This is a genomic window from Clostridioides sp. ES-S-0001-03, from assembly GCF_020676075.1.
GTDB lineage: Bacteria > Bacillota > Clostridia > Peptostreptococcales > Peptostreptococcaceae > Clostridioides.
In genome coordinates this window covers 300,155-317,297 of sequence record NZ_JACVWJ010000005.1, presented here as the reverse complement: position 1 = coordinate 317,297, position 17,143 = coordinate 300,155, and the positions used below count along the sequence as shown (strand labels likewise).

Here is a 17,143-nt window from a genome sequence, read left to right as displayed (position 1 = left end):
ATTACTTTGTATTTCTATATTTTGAATATCAGATAAAATATAGGTAATACAGTCAAAAATACACAAGTCCCTTTATCAATTTTACAACCATTCTGGTTACTTAACTGTTCAAATAATATTTTATACTCGATTTTCTCCATATATTTTAATATCGCTACAATCTCATCATAGCTATCTGTGTTAAATAAAAGTTTGTTATTTGAAGTATCTATTTAAAGTTTTCTAATAGTATATTTAAATATATTATTAAGTATGTTTAAATACCATGACATAAGAAATGAAATGTATATCTTTAAATTATAGATATATTTACAGGTAATAATCTACTAGTCCAATGAATGTTGCTCATAATCCTATAACCTGCTATAGTTTAAAATAAAGCATGATATTAAATTTTATTATAATCTAAAAATTTATGAGGGGGGCTTTTATGAAAATAAAATTTATTATAATGGTATTGATAGTGTTTTTAGTGGGATTGCTTGTGGCATGTCAAAGTACTAAAAATAAAGAAACTAAAATAGAAGATACAAAAGTTAATGTATCAGATACAGAAGTAAAAATATTAGGAACAGGTGATTTGCATTCAGTTGTGACAGATTCTCTAGTTTCATATGTAAATGAAGAAAGAGCAAAGAATGAAAATATACTTATGGTAGATGCAGGAGATTTTTTTGGTGAACAGAGTAAAGAAATGTGGGAATGGACCTCTGGCAAAAAACTAGTTAATATTAGAGAGAGTGGTACAGCAGAATATGAAGACATAGTTAAGAATAGTCAAGATGAAGTACCTATAGTTAAAGACATGATACCATTGAGATATGATGCTGTAGTACTTGGCGATAATGAATTTATTTCAAATGATAAGCAAGGTCTTGATAAATTAGTTTCTGATTTTAAAAATAATAATATACCAGTAGTATCAGCAAATATATATGAACAATCTGGAAAAAACTACATACAACCATATGTGATGAAAAATGTTAAGACAGATAAAGGTGATGTAAAAGTAGGAATACTAGGTCTTACTATAAAAGAAGTGGGGAAAAGTTCAGGATTTGAAGATATTGAAAAAGAAACTAAATCAAGAGAACTTGGAGAGCAAGCTGAGTATAAAGGTAAATTATATGCAAATGATTTAGTAGAAGATGCAAAGAAATGGATAAAAGTGATGAAGAAAGAAAATCCAGATATAGTAGTTGCAGTTGTACATTCTGGGGAAGAATCTAAGAGTTCTGATAATACAGGAAATAGAATAAAGGAACTAGCAACTACAGTAGATGGAATAGATGCAATAGTAGCAGGTCATACTCATAAGAAAATAAAGCAACATACATATAAAAATAAATCTGGGAAAGAAGTAATTGTTACACAACCAGGTTCGCATGCAGATAGTGTGTCAGAGATTAGCTTTAAATTAGATAAGAAGAATGGTAAATGGGGTATAAAGGAAAAAACTAGCAAATTAAAAATAGTTGATAAAGAAATAAATATAGTTGCTACTGCAGATTTACATTCACATTTTTCTGACAAATTATTAGTAAGCCTTGTTAATGAACGAAGTAAGCCAATTGAACCTGTTGTAGTAGATGCAGGAGACTTTTTAGACCCTCAAACAGATGAAATGATTGAATGGTATAAAGAGTGGAAGGCTATAAGGGATAATAATACTGATACAGTGATTAGTAGATGCCCAATGGCAATAGCTATGAATCAGGGCATGTATGATGCAGTAGTACTTGGCAATCATGAGTTTGTATCCGAGAAAGATGAATTTTGGGCAGATGAGCGTCTTTTAGATGCCGTTGTAGAGGATTTTGAACAGACAACAATTTCTGTATTATCAGCAAACATATATAAACAATCTGGACAAAACTATGTTAAACCATATGTCATACAAGATGTGGAGACAAATGAAGGAAATGTAAAAGTAGGAATATTGGGTCTTACGATAAAAGAGGTAGGTAAAGGTCTTAAAAATGTAAATTTACAAGAGCAATTTCAATATAAAGGTAAATTATATGCAAATGATTTAGTAGAAGATGCAAAGAAGTGGGTAAAAGTGATGAAAGAAGAAAATCCAGATATAATAGTTGCAGTTGTACATTCAGGAGAAGAGCCTAAAAATCCCAAGCATCCAGGAAATAGAGTAAAAGAACTAGCAACTACAGTAGATGGGATTGATGCTATTGTTGCTAGTCATACTCATGAAAAGATAGATGAACATGACTATAAGAATAAGTCTGGAGGTAAAGTTATAGTGACACAACCAGGTGAACATGGTAAATATTATTCTAAAATTACTTTTAAAGTGAAAAAAGAAAAGGGTTCATGGGTTATTAATGATAAATCTAGTAAAACAATTGAGGTTGAATAATTTTAGCATACTAGAGTAAGCCTTGTTTTGTAACTGAAAAATATCAAGAACTATATGTAGATTTATTTAAAAAGGAATTTACATATAGTTTTTTTAGTATAATAAACAGTACAAACTTATATAGTAAAGATAAGGTATAAGAGTAAATTTTATTATCATCAAAAAAATTAAGGGGGAGGCTTTTATGAAAATAAAATTTATTATAGTTACATCAATAATATTTCTAATAATATTATTAGTGGGCTGTGAAAGTACTAAAGATATAGAAATCAATGTACTTGGTACAAGCGACTTACACTCAATAGTCCCAGAAAACCTAGTTTCTTATGTGCAAGAAGAGAGAAAATACGATGAAAACTTGCTAATGGTTGATGCAGGCGATTTTTTTGACATACAAAGTATTGATATGAATGGATGGTTTACTGGTCAAAAACTAGTACGATTTAATGATGGTATGCCGGAATTTAAAAAAATAGCTGAGCCATGTGAAGGAGAAGTTCCTATAGCTAAAGAAATGGCAAAATTAAAATATGATGCAGTTACATTTGGAAATCATGAGTTCGTTTCCAATGATAAGCAAGGTCTTGATAGGTTAGTTTCTGATTTTAAAAATAATAACATACCATTAGTGTCTGCAAATATATATGAACAATCTGGAAAAAACTATGTAAAACCGTACATAATGAAAGATGTCAAAACAGAAAAAGGGAATGTAAAGGTAGGAATACTAGGGCTTACTATAAAAGAAGTAGGAGAACGTTCAAGATTTAAAAGCTTTGAGCAAGATAAAAAAGCTAGAGCACTTGAAGAACAAGCACAGTATAAAGGTAAATTATATGCAAATGATTTGGTGGAAGATGCCCAAAAATGGGTAAAAATCATGAAAAAAGAAAGTCCAGATATAATCGTTGCCATTGTACATTCAGGTGAAGAGCCTAAAAATCCTAAAAACCCAGGAAATAGAATAAAGGAGCTGGCAACAACAGTAGAAGGAATAGATGCTATTGTAGCTGGTCATACACATGAAAAGATAGAGCAACATACATTTAAGAATAAATCTGGTGAAGAAGTGATAGTGACACAGCCTGGAGCTCATGGTGATAGTGTATCAAAGATTAATTTTAAGTTGGATAAGAAGAATGATAAGTGGTTTATAAAAGATAAGCATAGTGAATTAAAGGTATTTGGAAAAGAAGTAAATATAATTACGACATCTGGTTTACATTCAAATTTTTCAGATGAAATGGCAGTTAGTTTATTTAATGAAAGATATAGAGCTGTACAGCCAATCTTTATTGATACTGGAGATTTTTTTGATGCTAATACAAAAGAAATGACTAGATGGTCTAAAGAGTGGCAGTATAATACAAAAAAAGGTATTCATAAAAGAATAAACGAATGGCCTATTGTTTATCTCGGCTATGATGCTGTAGTACTTGGTAGTCATGAACTTCTATCTGAAAAAAATGATTTTGAAGAAAAAAAGTCTACATTGGATTCTATTATAGAAAACTTTGAGGAAATGAAAATTCCTGTTTTATCAGCTAATATATATGATGAGTCTGGAGAAAATTATGTAAAACCTTATATAATGCATAAAGTTGAGACTAAGGAAGGTGATATAAAGGTTGGAATATTGGGGCTTACTATAGATAAAGATGAAAAAAATACCAATGATTCGAGTTCAGAAAAAAATTCTAAAAAAACAAATAGATTATATACTAATGACTTAGTGAAGGATGCAAATGAGTGGGTAAAGGTTATGCAAAAAGAAAATCCAGATGTAATTGTCACAGTTGTACATTCAGATAGTGATAATATAAATTTAAAAAATCCAAGTAGCGAGATAAAAAAACTTGCTACTACAGTAGATGGAATAGATGCTATTGTAGTTGGGCATACCAAAAATAAGATAAAAGAACGTACCTACAAGAATAAGTCTGGAAATAAAGTTATAGTGACACAATCTAGTGAAGATGGAGAGTATTATTCAAAAATAAGTCTTGAATTAAGAAAAGAAAATGGGACATGGAATATTATCAATAAATATAGTAAGGCGATAAAAATGAAGTAGAACAATAAATATTAAGTGAGACAATAAAGATGAATTAATACAATAAATAAGTAAATTGATAAAGCAGTAAATCAATAAAAACAAAGTAAATTTATACCATAATTATACAATTAGATACAATGTAATATAGATTTATTAGTAAGAATACGTTTATATAAAAAATATATTTGAATATAGTTAAAACACTAAAAAATAGTATACTAAGATGAAAGAGAAGAACCTTTATATTTGATGTTCTTCTTTTTTTCCATTTAAACCCCTTTTTTCTATTTACAAACCAGTAAAATTATCTATAAAGAATCGAATATATTTTTCCTTTACATTTTTTGTTTATTATAGTCTTTATACAGAGGCATTTGAGTTGGAATAAAAATTATAGGTTATAAATTTTTATAGAATATATAAACAAAGCAAGACACTTTAATATAATATGAGTGCTTTGCTTTGTTATTTTATACATGTAATTGTCTGTTATTTTTTATAAGTTTTACTTTTAATATTTTTCTACATACTTTTATTATTATATATACTTATTAGATAAATTTAATTCCATATATTGGATATACAAGCTATTATTTAAACATACTTATTATATGATATAATATTATAAGTATAATTAAATTAAAATATCTTAATAAAGGAGGAGATTAAATATTTGGCATCTATACAACAGTCTATTAAAGATTATATGGAGAAGTATTTCAATAAAAAATTAAACTTACAAGAAAGACTTTTTTATCTTTTTTGTTTTGCTGGAGTTGTTTGTTCCTTTTTAGCTTTTGTTGCAGCTCTTTTTAGTAATCTTCCTAGTATATCTGTATGGGGAAGTTTTTCTTGTTTTTGTATCATGTCAATATTGGCAATCTATTCTCTTAAAACACAAGATATTGATAGAGGGTGTCTAGTAATTAATATAGGGCTTAATATATTCTTATTTCCAGTACTCTTTTTTATAAGTGGTGGAGTGGATAGTGGTATGATGTTTTATTTCTTGTTGGGAATATGTGTTATATCATTGACTCTTGATGGTCTTAAGAGAATAGTTATGATATTTGTATCTACACTTGTGTATAGTATATGTATATTTTTGGCATTTAATTACCCAAACTTAATTGTGTCTATAGGTGAATCTCGTGCATCAGATACGATAAGTAGTTTTATTATAGTTTCATTGTTTTTATGTATAGTAATGATTGTGGTCTTACAAGAGTATTCTCATGAGCGTGATAAAGTATATAAATTGAACCAAAGACTTGAAAGGCAGGCAATTATAGATGATTTGACAAAGTTGTATAATAGAAGATATTTAATACAATATATGTCCGATATATTAAAAAAGCCATTGGAAGAAAGAATTATGTCCATTGTGTTATTTGATATAGATGATTTTAAAAAAATAAATGATAAATATGGTCATCTATGTGGAAATAATGTATTAATTCGATTTAGTGAGATTTTAATTGAAGAGGTTGGAAATGATGGAATTGTTTCAAGATATGGAGGAGAAGAGTTTATAGTGGTAATGCCTAGCTTTACTAAATCTAAAGCGGTTGAGGTAGCAGAGCGTATTCGCATACATGTTTCTAGTGACAAAAAATTATTTGATTTAGTGAACAAAATTACAGTCAGTGGTGGCGTAGAGGAGTATGTTGAAAATATGACTATGGAGAAGATAGTAAAAGGAGCTGATACAAAACTTTACATAGCTAAAAATAATGGGAAAAATAGAATTGTAAGTTAGAGAAAGTTTGGTTTAATAGTGTCATCATAGTAGATGCATTTGCCATGATGACACTATTATTTTAATCAATAATACTAATTACTATTTGTATGTTTCCACTTCCTAATATTTCAGCAAGTTTACTGGTATCTTCAATATACCCCAGTTTAGTGTAGTTATATGAGGTTTGAAAATCTTTATAAAATAGAACCAAACAATCAGAGCCGTAGAGCATAAAATCACCAGTTTTAATATTTTTTACAGATTCTGCATTTGATGGCAAATCTTTTATAAAGTAATTGTATTTTTCGTTTTTATTTAAATCCTTCATATCTATTGTAAGTGGCATTTTTTTTATTAATGCCTGTACAGAAGAATTATTATAAAGTTTCAATACAAAGTCTTTATCTCCAATTTTAAGATTGGCAGTTATAATGTTATTTTTAATTGGTTTATTTTCAGTTGGTGTTATTACTTCTTTTTCTTTATAAGAAATAGGAGTTGCAGTCAAAGTATTATTTTTAGATTCTTGTTTTACTGTTTGTTTTGAGGCTGGAATATTTGTACAACCTAATAGTGCAAAGCTACAGAGTGCAGTTAACATGAGGGTTATAATCTTTTTTATATGATTACATTGCTTCATATGATTATACTACCTTTCCCATTTGATATGCTTTACTTAATAGATTAGGTAAAGCAGAGATAGAACCATATTCATCTGCACCTGTACCGCGCAAAACATCTTTAAGTGTTGCATTTTCAAAACAATCAATCCAGCCCTGCAATCCTTTCACTGCACCATCCATTGCATGTTCCTCTTTATCAGCAGCAGTTGCTAGAAGATAAATATCTCTAAAAGAATACTCTAAGGGAAATAGTGGATTAGAACGGTCAAGTAATGTTTTCATCTGTCCACTCATTTCATAAAAATAGATTGGAGTTGAAAAAACAATTACATCAGCAGTCATCATCTTTTGTACAATCATATCGGCATCATCTTGCATTATACAATGTCCTGTTTTTGTATTCTGACAAGCAAGACATCCTTTACAAAAGTGAATAGTTTTATCATACAAACAGATTTTTTCAACAATATTTCCTGATTCTTTTGCTCCTTTTAAAAACATATCTGCTAACATTTCAGAATTTCCGTCTTTGCGAAAGCTTGTAGATATAATTAAGACTTTTTTGTTCATTTATTTATTCCTCCTCAATTTTTTTTATAAACTTTGCTGGTACACCTCCCACCAATGTATTAGGTGTCACATCTTTTGTTACAACAGCTCCAGCTGCTATGATTGCCCCATCTCCTACTATTACACCAGGAGTTATTGTGACATTAGCACCAACCCAGACACTTTTCCCTATTTCAATAGGTTTTGGGTGCATAGTGCTTCGTTTGCTTGGAGCAAAATCATGATTCAAAGTTGCCAATACTACATTATGACCAATTAACGAATTGTCTCCTATAGTAATACCACCTTGGTCTTGAAATCGACATCCTGAATTTATAAAAACATTTCTACCTATTGTTATATTTTTTCCACAGTCAGTATAAAATGGAGGGAACATGTTAAATGTTTCATCTACCTGTTTTCCAATTAACTCTGAAAATAATGTTCTAATTTCTTCCGGCTCATGATAATGATTGTTTAATTTAGATGTAATTTTCATGGCTTCATTGCTGAGTTCACTCATAAACTGATGTAACTTTGAACCTCCAACAACAGTAAGTCCTTGATTAAGGTGTTCTAAAAATGTATTTAAGTTCAAGTTCATTTTGCACATCCTTTCTGATTAACTGTAAGATTTTTTCAATACTTCTACACAATCCTCATGTGTCATTTCACAAGGATTTGCTGCAAATAAACCTCCCATTGTTTCTCGTGCACTTTTTGCTATTAGATTAAAATCTCCTGGTGTAATTCCATAATCGGACATTTTTAAATCTGCAACCCCACAAGCTTCTTGTAATTTGCTAAGAGCCGTAATAAAATCTTCTGCTTTGTTAGCATCTTTCATTCCCAATGCCTGTGCCATGCGTACAAAGCGTTCATCACAAGCATGTTTTTCTATAAAAAATCCAAAGAAAGCTTTAGAAATCATAATCAAACCTGCACCATGAGGAAGTCTTGGGTAATAACCAGACATAGCTTGTTCTAAAGAATGCTGTGCTGTAGTGACACTGATTGTCATGACAATTCCTGCAATTGTATTTGCAAAAGCCATGTGTTCTCTTGCTTTCATATCATTACCATTTTTTACTGCATGTGCAAGATAGTTGCCTACATTTTCGATAGCAGTTAAAGCATACATATCGCTCATAACACTGGAAAAAGAAGATATATAGCTTTCCACGGCATGGAATAAAGTATCAAATCCTTGATAAGCAGTAAATTCAGGTGGTACAGATTTCATCAATTCTGGGTCAATTATGGACAAAACAGGGAATAAAGAGTCATAACCACCAACACCAATTTTCTCATGGGTTTCTTCATTTGTAACAACTCCCCATTGGTCAGCTTCACTACCTGTTCCAGCAGTGGTTGTAATACAAACAACTGGTAGTGGTTCACTTTGTAATGGTTGAGCCTTTCCAGTACCTCCATTTACATAATCCCATAAGTCACCATCATTTGTCACCATCATTGCAATTGCCTTTGAAGCGTCCATGACACTTCCACCACCTAAGGCAATGATAAAATCGCATTCTGTTTTACAAGCACAGAAAGCCCCGTTCATGATAGAATTTTTATTAGGATTTGCGTCTATTTCATTGAATAACACAAATTCTACTCCTGCCATTTTTAACTGTTTTTCTGTTCGGGCAAGTGCACCATTTTCTTTAGTTGATTTTCCACTTGAAATAACAAGCAAGGCTTTCTTTCCAGGTAGTTTTTGTTGATGTAATTCATCTAAGCGTCCATTTCCAAAGATAAAACGAGTTGGTATATACATATTAAAATTCATATTTTTTTCTCCTTTTTATGTTATTGTTTTTATTAAAATTTATATCATAGTTTCTATACGTTTATTATATTAACGAAACAATATAATAGCAAATACTTATAAAGAATGCCTTCCCATAGTTGACAGGCATAGTAGGGAAAAGTACACTATAAATAGGAGGTATAGATAATGGAACTTAGAGTATTGAGATATTTCTTGGCAGTTGCAAAAGAGGAAAGTATTACAAGTGCAGCTCAATCACTTAATGTGACACAACCTACGCTTTCAAAACAACTTATGGAACTTGAAGATGAACTTGGGAAAAAGTTGTTTTTGCGTGGTAACAGAAAAATCACACTTACAGAGGATGGCTTATTTTTACGTAAACGTGCACAGGAAATAATTGACTTAACAGATAAAACTACTTCAGATTTTAACAATGATTGTGATGATATACGAGGAAATGTTTATATTGGTGGGGGAGAAACAGATGCTATGCGTTTTATTGCCAAAACTGCAAAAGAATTGAAGAAAGAATACCCTCATATCCGTTATCATCTATTTAGTGGAAATGCTGATGATGTAACGGAAAGACTAGATAAAGGGCTTTTAGATTTTGGAATTTTAATCGAACCTGCCAACATGGAAAAGTATGATTATATCAAACTTCCTGTTAATGATGTATGGGGATTGCTTATGAAAAAAGATTGTGAGCTTGCTCAAAAGAAAACGGTATGTCCAGATGATTTGAAGGAAATTCCTATCTTAACTTCACGTCAAACATTGGTTCAAAATGTAATTTCTGGTTGGTCTGGGCAAGATTTTCAAGCATTTAATATAGTGGCAACTTATAATCTTGTCTACAATGCTTCTCTTATGGTAGATGAAGGGGTTGGGTATGCTCTTTGCTTGGATAAGCTAATCAATACAACAGGTAATAGCAATCTTTGTTTTAGACCTTTAGAACCGAGATTAGAAGCACACTTAAATATTGTCTGGAAAAAGTATCAGGTTTTTTCTAAGGCAACTAAAATGTTCTTAAGTAAATTGCAAAGCGAAATTAATAATTTTGTATCAGAATAGAGAGACAGCTATTTAATTTATAATATTGTTTATATGAAGGTAGTGATTTTTATGAAGCGAGATTTATATGTAATGAGAGATAAAATAAAACTTTTTTATGCTGAAGATTATGATAGAAAACTAATATATGATATGGCATTTGAGGAAGATGAGATATGGAAGTCAATGTTTGACAATAAAGAGGATTTTGACTGGTCTGACATTCATGATGAAGAATCTTACTTTTTTAGTAGTACTCCTGGTCTTAATAAATACTTGCTTATAGAATATGATAATCAAATTGTGGGTACCATTTCTCATGCATACAATGATGGTAAGATACCTAATATGGAGCTAGATATGTGGTTGCGTTCATTGAAATATACTGGGAAGGGGATTGGTTCAAAAGCTATGAAGTTGTTGATTGACAGCTTGACTAGAGACTATGAGGTAGGCACATTTATTATTCGACCATGGATTAAAAATTCTCGTGCTATAAAGGCCTATGAAAAATGTGGTTTTGTGGTAAGTGATTGTTTTAATCCTAAAGAGTATTATGGGAAATACTTCGATAAATGGGGTCAAGGTGATTATCCAGAAGGTGAGAATGTGAATATGATACTTTCAATAGAGTAGTTAACAATGCTATGAAAAAATATACTTTTGCTATTAGTAGTTCGATGTCTGGAAAATAAGAGATTAGAATAAAAATAAATATTATTCCCTAGGTTGTAAGTTTAGCAAAGGATATTTATACTCAGTAAAGAAATAAAATGTGAGGTCCAACAAGTTCCTATTAGTTAGGAAGCTTGTCAGACATTCTAGCAAAGTTTGAAAAACCTAAAGAATCTAAAGCCGATTGTAATTGATGGTTATAGCAATTTCTTAGTCATTAATTGGGATGTTTATTCAAAAGTAGTACTTAAAGTATGAATCTATGTTTAAAAGACTTATAAAGAAGTACAACAAGAGCTAGAATACAAATATTATATAAATAAAACATCATTGAAACTTATTTTTTTCTAACTGGAAAGCATACTTCTGTTACCCAATTATCAGAATTACTGTCTTGACCAGGTCCTATATGATAAATATTAAACATAGGGCCGTCTACATCATAGTTATTGTCAGATATCCAATTACCAATAGCTTCACAAGCATCTGTAAGTTGATTGAAGTTTCCTTTTACAATAGCAGTTGCAGCAGTTACACTTGGAACAGTTCTAAACTTAACATTTTCAGTATCTTTATAATTTCCAGATACAGCAAGTTGTATTTCAACATCAACATAATTTTCTTTATACCCAACATCATAAAAGACTGCTTTAGAATAGTTAGGAACATCAACTTGTACATTATGCCCTTTTGTTTCTGAGAATAATTGATGCCATAGCATTCCTTCATCTTGATAAGTAGGTATAGTTTTTCTTAAAGTCATCATATATTTTGGAGCAAAGTCTTTTATAGTTACATCATAATTTTTCATAATATCAGTCCTTCCAATTCTCTCCATAGTAGTTTCTATTTTTAATAGTTTTTTTTGCGTGTCTTCTAGATGTTCTCTTACTTGAGAATAGTGAATATTTAAATACCTTATCAAGCTTTCTCTATCATTGTATTCCGTCAAAATTTCTTTGATAGAAGATAAGCTGAACCCCATATCTTTTAAGGCATGGATTCTATTTGTAGTGGAAAGTTGATTTGCACTGTAGTATCTATAACCATTAATTTTATTTATATGAGTTGGTGTTAAAAGTCCAATTTCATCATAGTGACGTAGCATGCGAATACTAATTTTACTAAGTTTTGAAAAATCACCTATCTTAAACATATTTACATCTCCTTTATAAAGGTGTTATTTTTGAGCTCAATATCAATATAAACCATATCATAGTGGTAGAGTCAACTAAAAATTATATATTGACAAATAATAAAAAAATATTATACTGAACATGTTTAGAACGAAAAATGTAAATGTTTTGGAGGTAGGTTATGATAAGGTACTATCTTTTATATTGAATCAATGTATAATCAATGGAAATATGCAGGCACAACTTGCTATCATTTCTATGCTTCGTAATATATTTGGGGACGAAAAAGACGAAATGAGTTTAAGAACTATTGCCTTACAAATTATTTTACCTATACAAATGGAGGCTTTATCACCAGACTCATTTCAATTATATAGTGGTACAAATATAAAAGTTAAACATCAGAGAGATAAATTTATTGATATTTTAATAGATAATATTATCAAATGAGATGATGTGAAATGAAACTTATAACTATTGGTGCAAGTGTTATTAAATATTAATCTAATCAGTCAAACATATGAAACCGCCAGAAGTAATAAAGGTAAAGGTTTATAAAATTTCTGACGGTTTTATTATATGTTACTAAGTATGGAAAATATTTACTAGATATAACATAAGTTAATAAGTATTAATAAGTACGTACTAGACATAACATGAGTTAATAAGTATTAATAAATATTTATTAGATATATCATAAGTTATTAAATACTAAGAAGCATTTTCTAATTCAAGAGGGTTCTCTATACCAAAATAATCGTATAAAGCTGAGCTTATTTCCTCCAAGTTTCCGCTTTCAAAAGGAGATTGTAGATTAACTTTTTCTACTACATCTTTAAATCCTGCATCTGTATTTTGATTTAAAAAATCCATATATACATCAACAGCTTTTCTATAGTCACCTTGTGATAACTCCCATATTTGAAGAGATACATCAGATGCAAGACCATAACTTAAATAGTAAAAAGGAACTTGGAAATTATGAGATACAAGTATCCAAAATGGAGCATTTTTATCTTTAAGTATCTTATTAGATACTCCATATTCTTCTTCTAAATCAAAAAATAGTTTATTTATATCATTTAAGCTCATATATGGGTTTTTATATATAATTTCTTGAAACTCATCGTAAAGACAAGCATCAATAATTGTGTTTAAAACAATCGATAAGTGTTCTTTTTTTATTGCTTCAGATTGTTTTCCAAAGAATTCATCAAAATACTTGTAAAATAAAATTTCTAAAGATGTTGAATGAACTTCGCATATATCAATACTTGGCTGTATTGTATTATTTGAGTTAATACTGTTGTAGTAATTAAAAAAATGACCAAACTCATGAGCAAAGCTAGTAACACCTAAAAAAGAATTGTCCCATGTATTAAATAAAAAGGGTGCTTTGTACTTGGTTATATAAGTAGTATAACCTCCAGGTGATTTGTTTTTCCCAGAGGAATAATCGTATAAGTCATACTTTTTCATATAGTTAAAACACTCTTTTAATTTTGGAGATATATCTTCAAGTACTTTATCAAATTTTCTAAATGAACGATTCTTATATGCCTTAATATAAATAGAAGAGTCAGAAGGTTGTGATGTAACTTTCCTATATAATGGAACTATGTACTCTTTTACTTCACTTCTAAATTTTCTTGCATCCTCTTGGGAGTAATCTTTATTTAAATTTAAATAAGCATAATCTGTATAATTCTTAAAGCCTAGCTTAGTTGCTATTTCAGTTCTCGTCTGTACAAGTTCTAAAAAAATATTACCAAATATAGGGTTGTATTTTTTTAAGTAATCTGAATAGATTTTTACATATTCTTCATAAGTGAGATTGGGTTTTGACATAGCTTCTTCAAAGTCTATTTCCATTCCATCTACTGATACAGTAGACTTAGATAATAAGTCTTCATATTTAACAACTAAGTCTTGCTCTTTTTTAAGTAGGCTTTCTACTTCTTCTGAATTAAGCTTTCCAATGTTTTTTAAATAATTAAATCCATCTTTTCCAATTTCTTTTTTTAGTTCTTTAGAAAATTTAGAATTTACAAATGTATCCTGAAAATCTTTGTATGCCATATCGACATCCACAGACTTACTCATAAGGTATTTGTATTCTTTAGAGTAAAATTCATCTGATGAATCAATATTATTTCTAAGTTTTGCTATAGTAAGTGTACTATAAAAGTCTTGGTAAATCTTATCGACATTACTAAATACGTTCAATTGCTCTTTGGCATTTTTACATGTTAAAAGTTTATCGTTATATGTGTTAATATTTTCGCATACTGACTTTATGTCAGGACGCTTATATTCCATTTTTTCAAAAGGAATAGTTCCTCTAACTGAATCTTTTTTTGAATCATTAGTATAATTTTTTATGTATAATGCAAATATAATAAAAATTACAATTAAAATTAGAGAAATAAATAATCTTTTCTTGGATTTAATCATAGAAATCCTCCAATCATGGATATAGTTATTAGTTATTTTACTATATTAAATATAAAAAATGCATATTAAGAAAATTTAATATAAAAATATGGACAAGATTATAGATAATATAAAAATTTAACTTCAAGAAAATATATGAAAATTGTATTGGTAAAATGATAAATAAATTTTAAGTATAAAATACGAAAAACTATTCTACTATTAGACTTATTATATGCAAAAAATATAGAAATTTTTGATGTAATTGAAATTAAAAGACATATATAAAAATTTGCAATATTCTAAACAAAATTTATAAAAATTCATATCATTGTCTTTATACAATATTTATACTATAATAGAGTAATAATTTAGAGGAAAACTCTAAAAATAAACAAATTAAAGGTCTTAACAGTAATGATTTTATGTTAAGGAGGTATAAAGAAAGTTGAAAACAATAGTTAGAAGACTTATTCTCTACGCAGATGGAATGCGACCTACTCAAATAATAGTATCTGGGTTTGCAGCAACTATTTTAATTGGAGCAATATTGTTAACACTCCCGATATCGTCACAGAGTAGAGAGAGTATAGGTTTATTAAATGCTCTATTTACAGCTACTTCAGCGGTTTGTGTTACTGGTCTAGTTATGGTAGATACAGCAACTTATTGGAGTTTATTTGGACAGATAGTAATAATAACATTGATACAAATTGGTGGTCTTGGATTTATGACCGTAGCTACAATGTTTTCACTTATGGCACGAAAAAAAATACAACTAAGAGAAAGATTATTGATACAAGAATCATTAAACCAAGCAGACTTATCAGGGCTAGTAAAACTTACAAGGTTTGTATTAATAATAACTATAACCATAGAGGGAATAGGAGCACTAGTCTTATCAACTGTCTTTATTCCACAATTTGGTTTATCTAGAGGGATATGGTATAGCGTATTTCACGCAATATCAGGGTTTTGTAATGCCGGATTTGACTTAATGGGTAGTGTAAGTGGGCCATTTACATCGCTAAATTCTTATGTAAACAATTTTATAGTATCAATGACTATTTGTGCACTTATAGTGTTAGGTGGATTAGGATTTCCAGTTGTTCTTGATATTGTAAGAAAAAGAAGATTTTCAAAATTAAATGTGCATTCTAAAGTTGTTTTATTTTCAACTGCAATACTTATTTTAGTAGGTGCAATATTTATTTTTCTTATAGAGTTTAACCAAAAGGCCACTATGGCAGATTTACCTGTAAAAGGGAAAATATTATCAGCGATATTTCAATCAGTAACAGCAAGAACTGCTGGTTTTAATACACTTGATTTAGCTACTTTACAAGAAAGTAGTGTATTTATAATGATAATTTTGATGTTTATTGGAGCATCACCTGCATCTACTGGTGGAGGTATCAAAACAACAACATTAGCAGTTTTAATAATTACAGTTAGAAGTTTTTTATCAGGAAAATCTGATATAGAAACTTTTGAGAGAAGACTGGCTCCAACAACTATAAAAAAATCTCTAGGGATATTTGTAATTAGTATATCCGCAGTTATTTTTGGAACTTTGATTATTTCAATAACTCAACCTAAGTTTACACTAGTTCAATCAGCATTTGAGGTTACATCAGCACTAGCTACAGTTGGTTCAAGTTTAGCTGGAAGTGCAAATCTAAATGCTTTAGGTAAGGTTATAATAATAATCTTTATGTTTATGGGGAGAGTTGGTTCTCTTACTTTATTTATGGCTATACTTTCTGGAGGTAGAAGAAAGAGTCAGCCAGTTAGATACGCAGAAGGCAAGATTATGGTTGGTTAGAGTACCATTTATTAGATAAATCTATTAATAATGATATATAATCTAGGAAAATGAACTTAGATATAATCAATTAAATAAATCAATTAATGATAGAAATAATCTAGCAAATAAATTTAGCTATGATTAATAAAATAAAAATATTAAAATTAATTTACCTATATAAAAGTTAATTTAATAGATATTATACAAATTGTGTATTAGGGAGGAAGTTTCGAGATGAAGCAATATATAGTCATTGGATGTGGGAGATTCGGAAGTTCAGTTGCATCTACTATGCATCTTTTAGGACATCAAGTAATGGCAATAGACAAAAATGAAGATTCAGTTCAAAGTATATCTGATAAAGTAACTCATTCACTTATAGTGGATGTTACTGAGGAACAAGCATTAAGATCATTGGGTTTAGGTAACTTTGATGTAGCAGTAGTTGCAATCGGTTCTGATATAAGAGCATCTATAATGGCGACTCTTATAGCCAAAGAAATGGGTGTAGAGTTAATAATATGTAAGGCAAAAGATGAATTGCAAGCCAAAGTTCTTTATAAGATTGGTGCAGATAGAGTTGTATTTCCAGAAAGAGATATGGGAGTAAGAGTTGCACATAATTTAGTTTCTGACAATATATTAGACCATATTGAACTTGACCCAGAATATTCAATTGTTGAAATCGTAACTCCAAATGGTTGGGTTGGTAAAACACTTGTAGAACTTGAGCTTAGAGCTAGATATGAGATAACTGTGCTTGCCATCAAGACTGGTAAAAATATAAATGTGACACCTTCTCCTGATGAGGAACTTACAGCTGGAAGTATATTGGTTATAATTGGTCAAAACACTAGTATAACAGCTATTACATCTGGAAATAAGGGTATAATTAGAAGAAGATAGTTTA

Annotated in this window: 14 protein-coding genes; 8 read left to right on the top strand and 6 right to left on the bottom strand. The window is 29.6% G+C overall.

Going from position 1 to position 17,143, the window contains the following annotated elements; genetic code table 11:
- Nucleotides 1-430 precede the first annotated feature (430 nt).
- The 3 genes from IC174_RS12505 to IC174_RS12495 all read left to right on the top strand — a co-directional run bounded on the left by IC174_RS12505 (nucleotide 431) and on the right by IC174_RS12495 (nucleotide 6,192).
- Nucleotides 431-2,377, top strand: a complete 1,947-nt coding sequence (locus IC174_RS12505; protein WP_227483021.1) for a metallophosphoesterase — start codon at nucleotides 431-433, stop codon at nucleotides 2,375-2,377.
- Between the two features lie 184 nt (nucleotides 2,378-2,561).
- A complete protein-coding gene (locus tag IC174_RS12500) occupies nucleotides 2,562-4,451 on the top strand; it encodes a metallophosphoesterase (protein ID WP_227483020.1) in 1,890 nt (629 codons plus the stop codon).
- Between the two features lie 655 nt (nucleotides 4,452-5,106).
- Complete coding sequence (locus IC174_RS12495; RefSeq protein WP_227483019.1) at nucleotides 5,107-6,192, top strand: diguanylate cyclase; 1,086 nt, start codon at nucleotides 5,107-5,109, stop codon at nucleotides 6,190-6,192.
- A 61-nt stretch (nucleotides 6,193-6,253) separates the two neighbouring features.
- Here the strand turns inward: IC174_RS12495 and IC174_RS12490 are convergent, their stop codons facing one another.
- Genes IC174_RS12490 through IC174_RS12475 form a run of 4 tightly spaced genes read right to left on the bottom strand, consistent with a single transcriptional unit; the run spans nucleotide 6,254 to nucleotide 9,141 of the window.
- Nucleotides 6,254-6,814, bottom strand: coding sequence for a cyclophilin-like fold protein (locus tag IC174_RS12490; protein ID WP_227483018.1), 561 nt, complete (start codon nucleotides 6,812-6,814; stop codon nucleotides 6,254-6,256).
- A gap of 4 nt (nucleotides 6,815-6,818) precedes the next feature.
- Complete coding sequence (locus tag IC174_RS12485) at nucleotides 6,819-7,367, bottom strand: flavodoxin family protein (RefSeq protein WP_227433481.1); 549 nt, start codon at nucleotides 7,365-7,367, stop codon at nucleotides 6,819-6,821.
- Between the two features lie 4 nt (nucleotides 7,368-7,371).
- Nucleotides 7,372-7,944: a DapH/DapD/GlmU-related protein gene (locus IC174_RS12480; RefSeq protein ID WP_227433660.1), complete on the bottom strand. Its 573-nt coding sequence runs from the start codon at nucleotides 7,942-7,944 to the stop codon at nucleotides 7,372-7,374.
- Between the two features lie 24 nt (nucleotides 7,945-7,968).
- Nucleotides 7,969-9,141 (bottom strand): iron-containing alcohol dehydrogenase, encoded by a 1,173-nt coding sequence (locus tag IC174_RS12475; RefSeq protein ID WP_227483017.1) that lies wholly within the window; start codon nucleotides 9,139-9,141, stop codon nucleotides 7,969-7,971.
- 168 nt (nucleotides 9,142-9,309) lie between these two features.
- On the opposite strand from IC174_RS12475, the gene IC174_RS12470 reads away from it, so the two are divergent.
- Nucleotides 9,310-10,203 (top strand): LysR family transcriptional regulator, encoded by an 894-nt coding sequence (locus tag IC174_RS12470; protein WP_227433479.1) that lies wholly within the window; start codon nucleotides 9,310-9,312, stop codon nucleotides 10,201-10,203.
- Between the two features lie 51 nt (nucleotides 10,204-10,254).
- Nucleotides 10,255-10,818: a GNAT family N-acetyltransferase gene (locus tag IC174_RS12465; protein ID WP_227483016.1), complete on the top strand. Its 564-nt coding sequence runs from the start codon at nucleotides 10,255-10,257 to the stop codon at nucleotides 10,816-10,818.
- Nucleotides 10,819-11,194: 376 nt separating this feature from the next.
- On the opposite strand, the gene IC174_RS12460 is transcribed toward IC174_RS12465, so the two are convergent.
- A complete protein-coding gene (locus IC174_RS12460; protein WP_227433477.1) occupies nucleotides 11,195-12,013 on the bottom strand; it encodes a MerR family transcriptional regulator in 819 nt (272 codons plus the stop codon).
- A gap of 121 nt (nucleotides 12,014-12,134) precedes the next feature.
- Here IC174_RS12460 and IC174_RS12455 point away from each other — a divergent pair, with 121 nt between their 5' ends.
- The gene (locus tag IC174_RS12455) at nucleotides 12,135-12,443 is read left to right on the top strand and encodes a hypothetical protein (protein WP_227483015.1); all 309 of its coding nucleotides are present in this window, start codon (nucleotides 12,135-12,137) and stop codon (nucleotides 12,441-12,443) included.
- A gap of 261 nt (nucleotides 12,444-12,704) precedes the next feature.
- Here IC174_RS12455 and IC174_RS12450 read toward each other — a convergent pair whose 3' ends face one another.
- Entirely contained in the window at nucleotides 12,705-14,447 is a 1,743-nt protein-coding gene (locus IC174_RS12450) for a peptidase M3 (RefSeq protein ID WP_227483014.1), read from the bottom strand.
- Nucleotides 14,448-14,874: 427 nt separating this feature from the next.
- Between IC174_RS12450 and IC174_RS12445 the strand changes: the two genes are divergently transcribed.
- The gene (locus IC174_RS12445) at nucleotides 14,875-16,251 is read left to right on the top strand and encodes a TrkH family potassium uptake protein (RefSeq protein WP_227433474.1); all 1,377 of its coding nucleotides are present in this window, start codon (nucleotides 14,875-14,877) and stop codon (nucleotides 16,249-16,251) included.
- Between the two features lie 216 nt (nucleotides 16,252-16,467).
- A complete protein-coding gene (locus tag IC174_RS12440; protein WP_227433473.1) occupies nucleotides 16,468-17,139 on the top strand; it encodes a potassium channel family protein in 672 nt (223 codons plus the stop codon).
- Nucleotides 17,140-17,143 lie beyond the last annotated feature (4 nt).

Excerpts from the sequence above, each read along its gene's own strand:
- IC174_RS12505 (WP_227483021.1), top strand. The coding sequence starts at position 431 with ATGAAAATAAAATTTATTATAATGGTATTGATAGTGTTTTTAGTGGGA.
- IC174_RS12500 (WP_227483020.1), top strand. The coding sequence starts at position 2,562 with ATGAAAATAAAATTTATTATAGTTACATCAATAATATTTCTAATAATA.
- IC174_RS12490 (WP_227483018.1), bottom strand. The coding sequence starts at position 6,814 with ATGAAGCAATGTAATCATATAAAAAAGATTATAACCCTCATGTTAACT.
- IC174_RS12485 (WP_227433481.1), bottom strand. The coding sequence starts at position 7,367 with ATGAACAAAAAAGTCTTAATTATATCTACAAGCTTTCGCAAAGACGGA.
- IC174_RS12475 (WP_227483017.1), bottom strand. The coding sequence starts at position 9,141 with ATGAATTTTAATATGTATATACCAACTCGTTTTATCTTTGGAAATGGA.
- IC174_RS12470 (WP_227433479.1), top strand. The coding sequence starts at position 9,310 with ATGGAACTTAGAGTATTGAGATATTTCTTGGCAGTTGCAAAAGAGGAA.
- IC174_RS12465 (WP_227483016.1), top strand. The coding sequence starts at position 10,255 with ATGAAGCGAGATTTATATGTAATGAGAGATAAAATAAAACTTTTTTAT.
- IC174_RS12460 (WP_227433477.1), bottom strand. The coding sequence starts at position 12,013 with ATGTTTAAGATAGGTGATTTTTCAAAACTTAGTAAAATTAGTATTCGC.
- IC174_RS12455 (WP_227483015.1), top strand. The coding sequence starts at position 12,135 with ATGTTTAGAACGAAAAATGTAAATGTTTTGGAGGTAGGTTATGATAAG.
- IC174_RS12450 (WP_227483014.1), bottom strand. The coding sequence starts at position 14,447 with ATGATTAAATCCAAGAAAAGATTATTTATTTCTCTAATTTTAATTGTA.
- IC174_RS12440 (WP_227433473.1), top strand. The coding sequence starts at position 16,468 with ATGAAGCAATATATAGTCATTGGATGTGGGAGATTCGGAAGTTCAGTT.